The organism is Abyssisolibacter fermentans (genome assembly GCF_001559865.1).
GTDB lineage: Bacteria > Bacillota > Clostridia > Tissierellales > MCWD3 > Abyssisolibacter > Abyssisolibacter fermentans.
The window spans coordinates 1-16102 of sequence record NZ_LOHE01000098.1 but is presented as its reverse complement, the minus strand read 5'-3'; the positions used below and the strand labels follow the sequence as shown (position 1 = coordinate 16102).

Below are 16102 nucleotides of genomic sequence, written 5' to 3'. Positions count from 1 at the left end.
ATGCTGGGCACACATAAAAAAGCTGCCCCATAATTTGTTTAAAAAACATTTTATGGGGCAGCTAGATTATCTATTGCTATTTTAATGTTTCTTTAATAACATTCCACATTTCTTTTCTTTCAAAACCTTTTCTCCATGATGCTAATCCTTTTATTTTGTATTTCTTTACTAAATCAATTCTTTGCTTTAATGAGTTTTCATTTTCAAGCCAAACTTTATATGTGCTGTTGCCATCAATGTATTCTGAATAATCTTGTTTGCTATCATCATCCCACTTTACCTCTGCTTCTTTTTTTTCTAATATATCTTCTATTCTTTTCATTGATAGAGCTCTGGATGAAACTTTGACCTCAACCCCTTGTTTTTCTTCTTCCCATAATCTTGTATAAAAAGGAACTGCTAATATTACTTTTTCTTTGTCCACCATTGTTAATAGATTTTTCAGACCTCTTTCAACCCAAGGTAAAGACGCTACTGAACCACTTGTAGGAGAGCTTGCCCAATGTTCATCATATGCCATTAGAATCATATAATCAACAACCTTTCCTAAAGCTACTCTATCATAAAACATTGACCAATTCTCGCTTTTGGATTTTATTGTAACATCAATTGATAGTTTTAAATCTTTCTCTTTACATATTGGATATAGTTCTTTTATAAATTGTGTAAACATATCTTTATCTTTCAGATATACATTTTCGAAGTCTATGTTTATGCCGTCTAATTCATATATAATGGCTAAATCTATAATATTATTTATGACTTTCTCTCTTATTATAGTATCATTTAGAATCTTTGATGTTAATTTGGGTTTAAAACTATTATTAACTAACCCCCAAACCTTGTAGCCAACTCTGTGAGCTTCTTTTGAGTATTCTATAGAAGCCTTGTTATAAATTTTGCCTTTTTCATCTATTACAGAAAACCATGTAGGACATAAAACATCTAACCCTTCTATCTTCTCCAACTTACCTATTTTATTTTGTTTTCTACCAATATAATCCCATGTTATACTTATTAGTTCACCATCATTCTTTTTATCTATGCTAACCTTTTTTTCTCTTATTTGAGGTTCTGTTTTAGATATTTTGTAATCTGAATTTTTTATAAACCCAAAATATCCTTTCTCATCTCTTATATATGACCATTTATTATATCTTTTGTAAACATAAATATCACTACTTGAATTAATCTTATCTACTACTTTTGCCCATATACTTGGTTCTTTTCTTAACCTTGTTCCATTTAAAACTTTGGCATTCATCGCTGTATTGGGTTTATCTATTATGTATGTTTTTGATTCACTAATATATTTGATTTTATAATCAGTATATTCATGAATAAAGTTTGATGATATTATAGGTGTACCTTCAAACATCTTTAAAATATCGTTTATTGTTGTTGTCATTCTATTTATTTTTATTTCATTTGTATTATAATAAATTCTTATTACTTCATCATTGTTACAATAGACTAATATTTTCTTCTCTTCATCCCAAAGCACGTCCATTTTTAAATAGTCTTTTACTGTATTTATATCTAAAAATATTTCATCTTCATCATTTATAGGCATGGGGTCACACATTACTTCTTTACCTTCTATCATTACTTTGATATCTTGACCCGAATTAAAGACAGGTTCTGCCACAAGATTTGTCTTATAAACAATAATATAAACTGCTAAAGCTATGATAATTAATAAACTATAGAAAATTTTCTTCATAGTCTTCTGTCCCCCATTTTAAGTTATGCTCTTATTTCATTATATTACAAATTAAATTAGCGTAATATTAATAATTTGTTACAAATATCCTTTAGATTACTTAAATGTTCTATTATTCTAAGGTATATATATCATATTAGTATTAAAGACTTATTTAGATAATATATGTACTTCAAAATTAACAAAATATAAAAGGGACTATCTCAATATGTTTAAGATAATCCCTTTAAGGAAAACATGTATCAATTATCTAGTTTACTAATTCCATTCCTTTTTTAAATGCTTTTTTATTTATATCTATGAATTTTTCTTTTACATTTTGCTCTATAGCTTTATCCCAGTCAATATCTTTGATATCTATAGCATTCACTAAGCCGCCAAGCATTATAATATTCTGTGTCCTTATATTCCCTATCTCTAATGCACTTGCAGCTGCATTTATCACTTTTGTTTCGACTTTTTGCTTCAAATCTTCGATTATTCCATCCGGATAACTGCACTCGCCTGTTAATATTGGTACAGATGGAATTTCATAATCATTTATTACAACTACACCATCTGGTTTTAAATAATCTATCCATCTCATTGCTTCCATTCTTTCAAAAGCAACTACTATATCTGCTTGACCTTTTCCTATTATAGGCGAATGTACTTTTTTACCATATCTTACTTGAGTAGTAACACTACCTCCACGCTGTGCCATACCATGAACCTCTGACATTTTTACATCGTAGCCAGCATCAATCAAACCTGTTGCTAATATTTTACTAGCAAGTATGATTCCTTGACCTCCAACACCAACTAATAGTATATTTTTTACTTCACACATATTATTCACCCACCTTTTTTATTGCATCGAATGGACAAACTTGAGAACATACATCACATCCAACACACATAGCTTGATCTATTACAGCACCTGTTTCTTCGTTGAATGATATAGCTGGACAGCCAACCTTCAAGCACATTTTACATTTCTTACAAACTTCAGAATCAACTACGCATTTTTGTCTATCTAGTTCATATTCTTCTTTTTCTGCGTTTGTATATTTTTTAAGTGCACATGGCCATTTAGTAATTATTACTGATGGTTCATTTATCTTCATTGCTTTATCTATAGCATTTTTACATTGCTCTAAATCTAATGGATTTATAATATCTACATGTTTTATTCCTATTGCATTTACTAATTTTCCCAAATCGACTGCTTCTGTTTGCTCTCCCATCAATGTATAGCCTGTACCAGGATTTTCTTGATGTCCTGTCATTCCTGTTATTCTGTTATCTAATATAACTGTTGTTACATTACCTTTGTTATACACTATATCTAATAGTCCAGTCATTCCTGAATGGAAGAAAGTTGAATCTCCAATAACACTAAATACTTTCTGCTGTCTATTATTTTGCTTGTATGCTTTTGCAATACCATGTGCTGAACTAATGCTAGCACCCATACAAATACATGTTTCTATTGCATTTAATGGAGGTGCTGAACCTAATGTATAACAACCAATATCACCTGTTACGATTAAATCTTTTCTCTTGCTTAATTCATAGAAGAAACCTCTATGAGGACAGCCAGCACACATTGTAGGAGGTCTTGCAATTATTTTTTCTTCATTTTTTTCTACTGATGCTCTTTTTTGTCCAAAAACTGCTTCTGCTATTATATCAGGATTAAGTTCGCCTGTTATAGGTATTATATCTTTTCCTATTACATCAATTTTCATTGCTTTTATTTCTGACTCAAGATAAGGCTCTAATTCTTCTATAACGTATAGTTTGTCAACTTTTGAAGCAAATTCTTTTATTAAGTCTTTTGGAACAGGGAATGTAAAGCCTAATTTTAAGAAAGATACATCATCTCCAAAGACTTCTTTTGAATACTCATAAGCTACACCTGATGTTATTACACCTATTTTTGTATCGTTATATTCTGCTTTATTTATTGAAATTTTATTGCTGTATTCTTCTAATCTTTTAAGTTTCTTTTCTAATTCAACATGCATAACTCTTCCATTTGCAGGAGATGCCACATATTTTTTTATGTTCTTTTCGTACTTTTTCATTTCTACTTCTTTTCTGTCTTCAAATGCTACTAAACCTTTACTATGACAGATACGAGTTGTAAGTCTTAATAAAACTGGTACATCATACTCTTCACTAATTTCATATGCAAGTTTTGTGAAATCCTTTGCCTCTTCACTATTACTAGGTTCAAGCATAGGAAACTTTGCACTTTTTGCATAGTATCTGTTATCTTGTTCATTTTGTGAACTATGCATTCCAGGATCATCAGCTGATACTAATACAAGACCACCATTAACTCCTGTATATGCTACTGTAAATAATGGGTCTGCTGCTACGTTAACTCCAACATGTTTCATTGCAGCTATACTTCTAGCGCCAGCTATTGCTCCTCCTAAAGCGACTTCTAGTGCTACTTTTTCATTTGGTGTCCACTCAGAATATATTTCCTTGTAATTTGCTATATTTTCTAATATCTCTGTACTTGGTGTTCCAGGATATGCTGAAGCTAAGGTTACTCCTGCTTCATACGCTCCTCTAGCTACTGCTTCATTTCCTGTTAACAGTTTCTTCATTATACATCACCCCTTTATTATTTGTATACATCATAACATGGTACCCGCCACTTATAGAGGTGGGGGATATCTTACGTCTTATACTGCTGAAATCAAACTTCCTAGAGCTATGGAATTTAGTTTAGCTTGATGCGAATCTGCTCTTGAAACCAAAACAACTGGAGCTTTTGCTCCCATTATTATTCCTGCTGAGAGACTGCCTGCAAAATATGTTAGTGTTTTTCCTATACCATTACCCATTTCAATGTTTGGCACTACTAATATATCTGCATCACCTGCTACAGGACTTTTATAATTTTTAATCTTAGCGGCATCTTTAGAAATTGCTAAGTCTAACGCCATAGGACCTTCTACTATAACACCTTTTTCAAAATATCCTTCTAAGTACTTCTGTTTAATGTTACCTGCATCTACTGTTGCCTGCATTTTTTCGTTTACTTTTTCTTTAGCTGCCAGTATTGCAACTTTAATTTCATCTTTTTCTAAAATTCTACTTGCCTTTACTGCATTTTTTATAATTTTAATTTTTTGTTCTTCATTTGGACTTATATTCATACCACCATCTGTTAAGAAAAGTAACTTATGATAATTTGGTACTTCATATACCATAACATGACTTAACAAGCTATCAGTTCTGAGACCATATTCTTTGTTAAGAACCTCTTTTAATAATATTGATGTGTCTATTAAACCTTTCATGACAAAATCTGCTTTATTACTGCTAACATACTTTACAGCAACCTCTGCTGATTCTTTTAAATCCTTTGTTTGTACTGTCTCATAATCATCAATATTAATATTTAATTCATTAGCTATTCTTTTAGTTTCTTCTATATCTCCTATTAATATAGGGCGAACAATACCCATATTTGCAGCTTCTACAACTGCCTGCAATACTTCTTTGTCTTGCGGTGCAGCTACTGCTAATGTTTTTGTTGGTTGATCTTGAGCTTTTGTAATTAATTCGTTTAAACTATTCAATATTTCACCCCTTTACAACTATTTATTCTGAAATAATACACTTATGTAAGTTATAACAATAAAATTGTTATCTTTTTATGTTCTCACTCTATATTTTAACACAAAATTTTAATACTTCAAATATTTTTTGAAGTATTAAAAAAAATTGTAATATTTATTATATATAATAGGGCAGCAGCTTTTTAAATATATACATCCATGGGAATGTTAAAACTGTTGTTGTGAATATTAGAAATGGTACCGCAAATCCTTTATCTTCATGTCTATAAATCCGACCATTAACAATTACTTCTCCCCTATAATCAATAGTTTTATGGAACTCTTTATCGTTTTTGCGTAATTGTTTAAATGTAATACGATTATTGAGAGTTATCATAATAATAAATGTAATTATAAATACAAAGCTTTTTACAATATCAATAAGTTCAATAAAATGATAGTTTTCAGATTCATATGCAAATCTTACGTATAAACTCATCATTATAGGCGGTAGTCTATTACCTATATATGAAACAAGACAAATTTTTATTATACTTCGCTTATAAAATTTGCTAAGGTTGTACCAAAATTTTCTGATTTTAAAAATGAAGTAACCAAAAAATAATATTATTGTGCAAAATATAAAACTTTTAACTAAAAAAATTTTGGACGGAGGCAGTATTAAAGCTTTCCAATTTAATTTAATAAATTCAATCATGCCACATCTTCCTTTCTATGTATTTATATCCATCATTTATTAATTATATTTCTTTTTTATAAGTTTGTAAACGTTTCATCAATATATAACCAATAATTAATAATTCATAATATTTAACTTTTAACAATTATCTAAAAATTTGTCTATTAAAAATAAAAAACGTAGCATTATACTACGTTTTAAACTATTTCACTAAACTCTCAAGCTGTTTCTTACATGTTATATTCACTTCATCGTTTGGATTAATTTCATAGGCTTTTAATATGTCTGTTTCTGCTTCCTTAATTTTACCAAAGTTTAATAATATCATACCCCTATTACAAAGTAATTCAGCATCATCTGGCTTTATTGCTATTGCTAAATTTATTTTTTCTATAGCAGAATCTAAGCTTCCTACCGCAGCGTAACACATTGCAAGTTCATTTAGTGTATCAAGCTGCTTTGGATTTATTGCTATTACATTTTCAAATTCTTTTATTGCTGATGAATAATCATTTAATTGTCTATAAGCTAGTCCTATCATAAACAATAAATTCCACCAATCAGTATACTTTTCTTTTAATTCAAGTAATATTTCTAATCCCTTTTGTGGATAACCCATCAATACGTAATTATAACCTTCTTCATAATCTACATCATCTTTTATTGCATTTAAATTTGTCTGTATCTCTTCGATTAAATCTTGATCTTTAGACATATCTAAGAATTTTTCCCACACAATATCAGCTTTCTTAAATTGTTTTGCATGTTTATAATGAAAACCAAGCTTATAATAAGTCAATTCAAATTCACTATCTATATCGAGTATGTCCTCTAATATTGATGTAGATTCTCTTAGAAAAATTTTCGCTTCTTTATTTTTATTGTATTTAAGCTTATTTACTGCTACTTTTTCTAAGGTCAAACTATAATTATATAAGCCTTTAGCATTATCAGGATTGATAACTGTTATAGCTTTAAAATATATTAAAGCATCATCAATTTTTTCATCTTTTAAATAACCAAATCCCTTGTATAATAAATATTTTTCTATATCTTTATAAATATGAACAAGCTCATCTATATAGTCCTTGACATATTTAAATTTTGGATCTACTGCAACTGTATATATCATTCCCTCTATTAACAATTCTAACTTTATTTCGTCTTGAGCACGTTTTTCTTTTATTTCAGAAATTAAGTTATTCATTAACATTGGATATGGTATATTAGTTTTTAATTTACTATCGGAAATTGTTACATTTGCATTTGGCTTTAGTTCTATAAAAGTAATGTTCTCTAATTTTTGTGAATAAAATTCTTCAATATTCTTTATCATATTTTTCTTACCTTTCCTTTATTAATTTTTCAAATTCATCTGTTACATCGAAAACTTTGCATCTGTCAAAGGAATTTTTACCACTTAGATATTTAAACAATAATACAACTTCTTTATTATAAGATTGTACATCCTCTATGGCAAATCCTCTTTTGGATAATTCCAATACATCTACATTAAATTTTTCAAAATGCATTTCATTTATTAGTTTTTTTACAGGCTTATTTGAATTATCTGAGTATTCATTTATGTTATTACTTTCTTTTAAAAATGTATGTCTTTGTCTTAAAATTACATTCTCATCTTTTCTAATCATAAAAGAAGGTATAACAGGATTTTTATTGCCTGATAAATAGTCATATTTGATTAATTGATTAAAAATATCATAATGTTCATAACCTTTATATTTATAGAATTTATCAATTATTACATATAACTTGTTTTTACTATGAGATACTTTGTTGTATTCATTTTCCAACCAATAATTTGATAAATCCTCAAAGAAATCGAATGGTTCTTTGTAAAAATTATTAATTAAAAAATCTAGTGTGAATTTAAAATAATCTTCATCTGAATATCTTTCAACTATCTCTTCTATTTCTTTTATTTTACTCATTTCTTCAAAGCTTATATATTTGTTAAACATAACTTCATAAGGAGGTTTATCATAAAAAACAAATCCATGTATATCTTTCTCTGCTCTTAATTGTGTTCCTTTTAAAAGCTTTAAAAAACCTAATTGGAGTTTTTCAGGTCGAAGTCTATAAACATCATTAAATGATTTTTTATAACTTTCAAAATCTTCATATGGTAAGCCTGCTATCAAATCTAGATGTTGATGTATATTGTTATATGAATTAATAAGCTTTACTACTTCACTCAATTTATTAAAGTCTGTTGTTCTATTTACTCCTTTTATTACTTTTTCATTAGTTGATTGAACTCCTATTTCAAATTGAAATAATCCTTTTGGGACATCTTTGAGGAAGTTTAGCATTTCATCATCTAGTATATGTGCTGTAACCTCAAAATGAAAATTTATATTTTTAACATTCTGCTGTATTATGTATTTCATTATTGTTATTGCAAATTGTTTATTAGTATTAAAAGTTCTATCAACAAATTTAACCTGTCTTACTTCTGCGTCTATTAATTTTTTTAATTCCTTTTTTATTCTTTCTATAGAAAAATATCTAGTTCCCTTTAATACTGAAGATAAACAAAACTTACAGTTAAACGGGCAACCTCTTGAGCTTTCAAAATATACTATTCTATCTTTTAAGTCGCTCAAGTCTTCATAATATGGAGATGGTATTTCATCAAGGTTTTCTATTAATGCTCTAGGCTTGTTCTTTATTATTTCATTATTTTGCCTATATACAAGTCCTTCTACAGTATTTAGATTATAGTCGTTGGTATTTAATCTTAGTATCAAGTCTTTAAACGTAAATTCTCCTTCTCCACAAATAATATAATCTATAAACTCAAAGTCTTGCATAAGCTGTTCACAATCAAAAGATACCTCTGGTCCTCCAAAAATTATCTTTACATCAGGTAATGATTTTTTTATTTTATAAGCTATTTCTTTTATTATTTCTATATTCCATATGTAACAAGAAAATCCTATTACATCTGGTTTCTTTCTATATATTTCTCTAACTATAAAATCTGTATTATTGTTTATTGTAAATTCTTCTATACTAATATTTACATCTATATCCTTACACATACTCTTTAAATACCTTAATGCTAAAGAAGAATGGATGTATTTTGAATTTAATGTTGTAAGTAGTATATTCATATTTTATCTCCTCTTGTTTGATAGTATATATCATTTGTATTATTTATCATAATTAAGTCTATCTATTTTACTCTGTATCCATCAATGGCTATAAATCTAAGTTTATCATAGGTATAATTTGATAATCTATAATCGAATCTATCTACAGAATGTGCTGATATATATATATACTCAGGTGTTTTAAACTCATCAATATATGATATTGCAGCTGAATGAGTATAATTTTCTTTTTTAGGAAATTTTATTTGTATAATATCTCCAATATCTACTTCTTTTATACTTACTTCTCTACCTATAGGACCTACGCCTTTATTGCTAATTAAAAATTTATAAAAATCTTCTACCGAAGTCCATGAAGGAGATCTACTGTTGATATCTCTATAAAACCATCTATAATAATTCATGGGGCTACCAGCAAAATGTAATATCTGAGATACAAAGTTAGTACAGTCACCTCCAAGATTTTCAAAATCATAATATTTATTATTCCTTAAAAAAGCCCATCTTTTCATGTATTGATATGCTTTGTTTCTATTATATGGGAATATGCCCGTATGATGCTTGTCAAAATTATACTCCATATTAAAATACCTCCTAATATATATATTAGGAATACCACAGCATATATGTACTATACACTATTACAATTTTATATTCAACCTGAACTAACGACTTGGTATAAAATTTTTGTATCAATTTTTGAATAAATAGTTATAATACTAAAAAGGAGGAATTTTTATGATTATGACTGTTAGGCAAATAAAACACCAGACATGTATAGAAAAACTTAGAGAAATCGGATGTACTGTAATCGCTATTGAAGGAGTAATGTTCCTTATAAAATACAGACTAAATAACAAATTAAAATTAACTTATTTTTATCACGTAAATGAAGACAACACATATTATCTCGAAAGAATTAAACCATATGTTATAGGAGCAGGAACATTTAATTCAGAAGAAGAAGTTGTAGATGCTATAATTTATGATATCAAACAATTTAAAAATGCTGCTAATAGCAATAATTTTGACGATTTTATAGATTTCATAATAAAATTATCAGAAAGTGTTAAAGCATTTGATGATCTTTTCTTGTATTACAATATTTCAAAAGAAGATATTCAATCTCTTTATGCAATAATAAATAATATAAATCTGTTATTTTCTAAAATAAAAGAACATAGTGGAAAAATAGAATTAAAATCTTAGTTCAAATGCCCAAGTTGGCAATACTAAAATTGGGCTTTTTACATAAATATCTGCTATTATTAAAACTCCTTACAAAACCCATATTTTGCAAACTTGTTTTGAATTAACATCTTTATTCCATTTCTATTTTCACTTTTGCTTATAACTATGCACTTATTTAACAAAGAATGGTAAAATTCTTGTCTTTCTTTAAAGTTATAAACTTCTGGATATAAGTTTTTTTTTATTTCTAATTGTTCAGGGCTTATACGTCCTTTTCTTAATTTTAGCATATATGAAATTAAATTATTGATAAAAGCTTTATTAACAAATTCATTTTGTAATGTTTGTCCGCTCATACCGCTTATTATTGCATAATAAATAAAATCTGGTTGCGTATCTTCAAAGGAATTGTTTCCACTTTTTATTATCTCTAAACATTTGTATAATACCTTAAAATGAGCTTCACTATTTGTTCCGTTTAGTACATTTAATAACTCTATTCTACTTCTCTCAAAGACTATTATATATTTATTATCATATGTATTTAAATCACATACAAATTGATTTTTTTCAATTATATCTTTTATTGATAAATAAATAATATCTTGCTTAATTGTCTCTATTATTTCTTCATAATCTAATTCTTTTTTATTTGCTATAAAATAAAATATTCTAGCTATACTGATAGTTTCTAATAACGAAATTATATTTCCTGTAACTTGCAATGTTGTTTTTATTATTTCATTTATAATAATCTTAAAATCATTATTAACAATCACTATTGGTAAAGCCCTAGCACAAGCACTGTCATCATATTCCTTCCAATAGCACTGTGGATGGTCATATTTTAATAAACTATTATTCGCAGATTGTCTATACTCTCTCCACAGCTTCAGCTCATTTATAAATCTTTGTATATCAACATTAACACTTACATCTTCTTTTGATGGCATAAGTGATTTTATCGTAATTATCATTTGCTGTGTTATATATGATATACATAATTGATTATTATGATAAAATTTATATTTATTATAGTCTTCGTTCTCCATAAACTTCAAACAATCACCTATAGTTGAATTCAATACTAAATTTCTTACTCTATCTTCTAACATTTAATGCCTCCTAATTTAGTTGATAACTTTAATTTTACATAACTTAGTATATCAAAATTATATCAATATGTTAATCGGATATAAAGAATTTTAAACTATTAAATAGTTTTATTTATAAAATAAAAAGATGCTTCAAAACGAATGAATTTGTAATAACTCAAAACATTTCAAAACATCTCTTATATTGCTATATTATTCATCAAATGAATCTATATCAGTTTTAGCTCTTTTAATAAATAATAAACCTAATACTATTAATAAGATAGGTATTATAGATTTTTCTATTGAATATGTCAATGTATATAAAAAATTAAAATCAAATATTCGTCTGATAATGCTTAATATATTTTTTAATAAAACATATCCTCCAAATATTACTAAACCTAAACCTACTTTTTTCTTGTTCAAGGATCGAACGAAATTCATATCTATGTTTAACACATTTTCATCCTGCACTTTTATACCCATAAATATTTTTTTCTTAACATGATGCGCATCAAAAAAACTATAAAACCATATAATAACAGCTCCTGCACCAAGTATTAAAAAATCTATTTCTCCACCTAATGCTATACATAGTGCAAATAAAGCTAACAACTGTATACCTTTATTCATTAACCCCATATACATATGAGCAGCTCCCGGAATAAATGATGTAATAAATATCATAAATGAGCTGTAATGAACTCTAGCTTCACTAGTATATTCTTCTTTTTTGCTCAAGTTTATTTTTTGTTTGTTTTCATTGTTTATCAACTCTTTGTAACACTCATCACATATGATTTGATCTTTATAGTTTATGGAACATTCTTTGCAAATTGGTCTTCCACAATTTAAGCACCTATATTGTGCATCGCTTTTATCATGTTTATAGCATTTCATATTATTTATACCTCCAATATCTATTTAATATTAACAATAAAATTTAACCCTGATTATTCATATAACTTTAAATAATTCAAGTTTTTAATCATAAAAATCTAAACTATCAAATATACCATCAATAAAATTTGAAACTTTTTCTATTTTTTTATCAATACTTCTATTTATCTCATGACTCTTAATTACTATATTATTTACTACATGTCTTTCTATATTTGCATCAGCAAATGATATATTAACAATAGATATCAATAGACCCGCTGCAACTAGACTAGAACCCCAAAGTCTATAAGCCTTTTTCTTCCAAGAATTAGATTTGGCACTTATTTTACCAATAGCATTCATAACATTTTGTGTAAAATCTGATGGTGGGCATAATAAATCTAAATTTGATAAAGTTTCGAAAACATGGTTCATACTATCAACTTTATTTCTACATAAATTACAACTATCTAAATGTTCTTCCATTTCTATTTTTTCTTCGACATCTAATGTATTTTCAAGATATACATTTATTTTTTTTGAAAAATCTTCACATTTCAAAACAATCACCTCCATCTTTACTTTTGCTTTTGCTATATAATATTTCTTTTAGTTTACGTCTTGCTCTGTATAGTCTAGTTTCAACTGTTTTTACGGGTATATCAAGTATTGTTGATATTTGATTATAACTAATGTTGTTAAAATGATATAGGATAATAACAGATTTATATATTTCAGGAAGCTCACTTATAGCTTTATGTACATCTTGTTTTTGCTCGTTTTCCAAAATGCACTCCTGTGGTAAGTTTTTATTATCTATAACTTTAGCTAGTAGCTTTTCTGAATCATCTACTATTTTTAACCGTTTTTTCTTAGCCCAATCTATACACAAATTTACAGCAACTCTATAAAGCCATGTAGAAAATTTACTATCAAATCTAAAGTTATTAATGCCTTTAAAAACCTTTATAAAAATCTCCTGTGCTAAATCTTGAGCTTCTACATAATCTTTTGTGTAACTATAAGCCATAGAAAAAACTCTGTTCTTATATAAATCTACTATAATTTCAAAATCTTCATGAAATCCATCCTTGACTCGTCGCAAAGCTTTTTCTTCATCCAAGAATCATTCCCCCAATAAATACACGCCTTAATTAACCCAATATTTTTATAATTATACACAAATTAGGGTTTGATTATATTAATGTCTCCATTTATGACTTTTATGTCAAATTTGGCCTTATCATCATTGATAGTTTTATTAACAATTTGCTTGTTATCTTCTCTTTGTACATTCAATTCTGTCTCATTTAAAAAATCAACTATGTTTCGATTTGTATAGAACAATAATTGTCCGCCCTGATTTTCATTTATGCTGAAATCTACATTCCCATGTTTATTATTTATTCTTACAAGACTATGATTAATATCGTCAAATCTAATGTCAATTAAACCATTGCTATTATCAATATCTACAGCTTTTTTAAGATTTACAGCTGTAATATCTCCATGCTTATTTGTGATTTTACAAGATCCATTTACATCTTCTATTTTAACATCTTCATTATTAGTGTTTATTTCAACATCTTTATCAACCCTAGCAACTGTAATTTCAGCATATTTTGAATCTATTTTTAAACTACCTTTAATATTTGATACATAAACGCTCTCATGTAATGATGTTACATTCACATCTTGTAATTCTTCTAATTTTATTTCACCATATTCATTTGAAACATTAACCTTACCTTTTACATTATTAACAGTAATCTTTCCATGTCTATTGCTAAGCTTTACATCATCACTAATATTACTAATTTCAATATCCCCATATGAATTTTTAACGTCTATACTTTTTACATTTGATACAATAACATCTCCATGTCTGTTTTTTAATTCTATTTTTTTATTATTATCTTTTACTCTAATTTCGCCATATGAATTTTCTACATTTAGTTGTATATCTCTAGGTAATATTATATTATAATTAACCTCTAAATTTTTAATTAATCGTCTATCATAATTATCTATACTTGTTTTGATTAGAATGTAATCATTATCCTCATTTATTTGTATTAACCTATCAACAAATGCATTAGTATATTCTTCATCATTATTATCAATACTTATACTTGCTGTAACTTTTAGGTCTTTAACATCACCTTTGCGCACATTAATTTTACCATGATTATTATATAATTCAACTAATTCTTGATCTGATAATTGAATATTAAATTCTCTGTTATATTCAGAATGATATTTATACATATCGCTAAAAAATCCAATAGTATCATTAATTGAAAAAACCGAATCAAAATTGCTCAACGCACTTATAACTAATACTGCAATAATTATAAATACAATACTTGATTTACTATAGACATATTTAATTTCTTTTTTACTATTATCAGCTATTAATTTAGTAAATAATATTTCAAGTCCCAATAAGATAATTATTATAGGCCATAATATTGATAAAACAAATCTAATGTCAAAGTTTATGAATTGTTCTATTAGAAAAAATATGCCCACTAATATAAATGTAATAGCTAACGTAATAATTCCAATCCTTTTCTTTACCATAATTAACCTCCAAACTCCATGACTTTTCTTAAATACTTAAGTACTTCAGTAATATAGACATAGTTTATTATTTATACCCTTCAAATTTATTTATTTTTTTCATATTGTATAAAAAACTAATGAAATATATTTTAAGCTTACATTTTTTATAGTTACAAAAAGCATATGACATTACATTAAACTGAAGCTTCTACACACTTCATTCTTAGGCGTAGGGGATTCACTCTATATAAAAGATTGAGGTTTTCTACATAATTAAAAGGCCACCATCATTAAATGGTAGCCACCAGATCATTTAACTATTTCTTTTTCAAATTCATAAGTATAAAGATTCATAAATTTAATAACTTTTTTTGAATAAGAGCTTTCTTGAGGTCTTTTATAGTTTGCTCTTGAAGCCATATATTTTTGTAGACCTCCTCTGCCTCTATTATAAGCTGTTAACATTTTATGAATATCATTATCATATTTATCTTTTAAGTATTTTAAATGCTCTGTAAATAATGTTATATTATACTTTATGTCATATAGATATTCAGGTTTATACTCTATATTTAGTCTTTTGGCAGTTAGTCTAGCGGTATTATCCATAACTTGACCTATTCCTTTTTCTCCAGAATTACCAACAACGTTATGACAAAAGTTGCTTTCAACTTTCATTATAGCTAATACAGTAAATATATCTAAACTTTTTTCCTCACATATATTTATTAGAAATTGTGCATTTTCATCATTAAATCCAGCTTTTTGTTTAATATAATTTAATAAACTAATTTTTTCAATTATATTAGGAACAATAACTGTGCTAACAGTATTATTACTAGAAATATCATAATTTATATCTATACTATTATTAATTCTCATCCCAAATACTGTACTGCTAACTAAAACAAGTATTATAAGTATGCTAATAATAATTTTTTTATCCATATTTTTCCCTCCTTAAACAGCACGAAACAAATTATATAATATAATTTTATTCAAGTCAATAATTATTTAATATTATAATGCCCAGATTATTAATAGAAAATTAAATACTCTACTGTATCCTTCTGATTATAACAAGGCGAAAGATGTCCATTAAATGGCAGGCATACTCGGTATGCCTGCGAATTCACTGAAATCTTCTAATTCAGAAACTTACAGCATATTATTCAAAGTTATATGAATAATCAGGGTTAAATTTATAAAAAATGAAAGGGGTATATTATGAACAATATTCTTTT

Annotated in this window: 15 protein-coding genes; 1 reads left to right on the top strand and 14 read right to left on the bottom strand. The window is 26.9% G+C overall.

Annotation, left to right across the window (positions count from 1 at the left end):
* Window positions 1-76 precede the first annotated feature (76 nt).
* The 8 genes from AYC61_RS18730 to AYC61_RS18695 all read right to left on the bottom strand — a co-directional run bounded on the left by AYC61_RS18730 (window position 77) and on the right by AYC61_RS18695 (window position 9704).
* Window positions 77-1723: a glycosyl hydrolase family 18 protein gene (locus tag AYC61_RS18730; protein WP_066506719.1), complete on the bottom strand. Its 1647-nt coding sequence runs from the start codon at window positions 1721-1723 to the stop codon at window positions 77-79.
* 250 nt (window positions 1724-1973) lie between these two features.
* Window positions 1974-2552, bottom strand: a complete 579-nt coding sequence (locus AYC61_RS18725) for an indolepyruvate oxidoreductase subunit beta (protein ID WP_066506716.1) — start codon at window positions 2550-2552, stop codon at window positions 1974-1976.
* A gap of 1 nt (window position 2553) precedes the next feature.
* Entirely contained in the window at window positions 2554-4326 is a 1773-nt protein-coding gene (iorA, locus tag AYC61_RS18720; protein WP_066506714.1) for an indolepyruvate ferredoxin oxidoreductase subunit alpha, read from the bottom strand.
* Between the two features lie 78 nt (window positions 4327-4404).
* A complete protein-coding gene (locus tag AYC61_RS18715) occupies window positions 4405-5307 on the bottom strand; it encodes a bifunctional enoyl-CoA hydratase/phosphate acetyltransferase (protein WP_156456528.1) in 903 nt (300 codons plus the stop codon).
* A gap of 157 nt (window positions 5308-5464) precedes the next feature.
* Entirely contained in the window at window positions 5465-5788 is a 324-nt protein-coding gene (locus AYC61_RS21470) for a hypothetical protein (RefSeq protein ID WP_156456527.1), read from the bottom strand.
* A gap of 400 nt (window positions 5789-6188) precedes the next feature.
* The gene (locus AYC61_RS18705) at window positions 6189-7322 is read right to left on the bottom strand and encodes a tetratricopeptide repeat protein (protein WP_066506703.1); all 1134 of its coding nucleotides are present in this window, start codon (window positions 7320-7322) and stop codon (window positions 6189-6191) included.
* Window positions 7323-7329: 7 nt separating this feature from the next.
* Window positions 7330-9123 carry a B12-binding domain-containing radical SAM protein gene (locus tag AYC61_RS18700; protein ID WP_066506698.1) on the bottom strand — a complete coding sequence of 598 codons (1794 nt, stop codon included), beginning with the start codon at window positions 9121-9123 and terminating at the stop codon, window positions 7330-7332.
* 62 nt (window positions 9124-9185) lie between these two features.
* On the bottom strand, window positions 9186-9704 hold the full coding sequence (locus AYC61_RS18695; protein ID WP_066506695.1) for an amidase domain-containing protein: 519 nt from the start codon (window positions 9702-9704) through the stop codon (window positions 9186-9188).
* 157 nt (window positions 9705-9861) lie between these two features.
* On the opposite strand from AYC61_RS18695, the gene AYC61_RS18690 reads away from it, so the two are divergent.
* The gene (locus AYC61_RS18690) at window positions 9862-10332 is read left to right on the top strand and encodes a hypothetical protein (RefSeq protein WP_066506692.1); all 471 of its coding nucleotides are present in this window, start codon (window positions 9862-9864) and stop codon (window positions 10330-10332) included.
* A 59-nt stretch (window positions 10333-10391) separates the two neighbouring features.
* Here AYC61_RS18690 and AYC61_RS18685 read toward each other — a convergent pair whose 3' ends face one another.
* From AYC61_RS18685 to AYC61_RS18660, 6 genes are all read right to left on the bottom strand, one after another.
* Complete coding sequence (locus tag AYC61_RS18685; RefSeq protein WP_066506689.1) at window positions 10392-11429, bottom strand: hypothetical protein; 1038 nt, start codon at window positions 11427-11429, stop codon at window positions 10392-10394.
* Between the two features lie 192 nt (window positions 11430-11621).
* Complete coding sequence (locus tag AYC61_RS18680) at window positions 11622-12311, bottom strand: B-box zinc finger protein (protein ID WP_066506688.1); 690 nt, start codon at window positions 12309-12311, stop codon at window positions 11622-11624.
* An 84-nt stretch (window positions 12312-12395) separates the two neighbouring features.
* On the bottom strand, window positions 12396-12854 hold the full coding sequence (locus tag AYC61_RS18675; RefSeq protein WP_066506686.1) for an anti-sigma factor family protein: 459 nt from the start codon (window positions 12852-12854) through the stop codon (window positions 12396-12398).
* On the bottom strand, window positions 12844-13416 hold the full coding sequence (locus AYC61_RS18670) for an RNA polymerase sigma factor (protein WP_066506685.1): 573 nt from the start codon (window positions 13414-13416) through the stop codon (window positions 12844-12846). Before AYC61_RS18670 ends, AYC61_RS18675 begins: the two co-directional genes overlap by 11 nt.
* 62 nt (window positions 13417-13478) lie before the next feature.
* Window positions 13479-14876 (bottom strand): DUF4097 family beta strand repeat-containing protein, encoded by a 1398-nt coding sequence (locus AYC61_RS18665; protein WP_066506684.1) that lies wholly within the window; start codon window positions 14874-14876, stop codon window positions 13479-13481.
* A 291-nt stretch (window positions 14877-15167) separates the two neighbouring features.
* On the bottom strand, window positions 15168-15806 hold the full coding sequence (locus AYC61_RS18660) for a lytic transglycosylase domain-containing protein (protein ID WP_066506677.1): 639 nt from the start codon (window positions 15804-15806) through the stop codon (window positions 15168-15170).
* Window positions 15807-16102 lie beyond the last annotated feature (296 nt).

What these genes read in the sequence shown, in the direction of transcription:
- AYC61_RS18695 (WP_066506695.1), bottom strand. Translation starts at nt 9,704, where the DNA reads ATGGAGTATAATTTTGACAAGCATCATACGGGCATATTCCCATATAAT.
- AYC61_RS18685 (WP_066506689.1), bottom strand. Translation starts at nt 11,429, where the DNA reads ATGTTAGAAGATAGAGTAAGAAATTTAGTATTGAATTCAACTATAGGT.
- AYC61_RS18725 (WP_066506716.1), bottom strand. Translation starts at nt 2,552, where the DNA reads ATGTGTGAAGTAAAAAATATACTATTAGTTGGTGTTGGAGGTCAAGGA.
- AYC61_RS21470 (WP_156456527.1), bottom strand. Translation starts at nt 5,788, where the DNA reads ATGATGAGTTTATACGTAAGATTTGCATATGAATCTGAAAACTATCAT.
- AYC61_RS18660 (WP_066506677.1), bottom strand. Translation starts at nt 15,806, where the DNA reads ATGGATAAAAAAATTATTATTAGCATACTTATAATACTTGTTTTAGTT.
- AYC61_RS18665 (WP_066506684.1), bottom strand. Translation starts at nt 14,876, where the DNA reads ATGGTAAAGAAAAGGATTGGAATTATTACGTTAGCTATTACATTTATA.
- AYC61_RS18700 (WP_066506698.1), bottom strand. Translation starts at nt 9,123, where the DNA reads ATGAATATACTACTTACAACATTAAATTCAAAATACATCCATTCTTCT.
- AYC61_RS18690 (WP_066506692.1), top strand. Translation starts at nt 9,862, where the DNA reads ATGATTATGACTGTTAGGCAAATAAAACACCAGACATGTATAGAAAAA.
- AYC61_RS18705 (WP_066506703.1), bottom strand. Translation starts at nt 7,322, where the DNA reads ATGATAAAGAATATTGAAGAATTTTATTCACAAAAATTAGAGAACATT.
- AYC61_RS18730 (WP_066506719.1), bottom strand. Translation starts at nt 1,723, where the DNA reads ATGAAGAAAATTTTCTATAGTTTATTAATTATCATAGCTTTAGCAGTT.
- AYC61_RS18680 (WP_066506688.1), bottom strand. Translation starts at nt 12,311, where the DNA reads ATGAAATGCTATAAACATGATAAAAGCGATGCACAATATAGGTGCTTA.
- iorA (WP_066506714.1), bottom strand. Translation starts at nt 4,326, where the DNA reads ATGAAGAAACTGTTAACAGGAAATGAAGCAGTAGCTAGAGGAGCGTAT.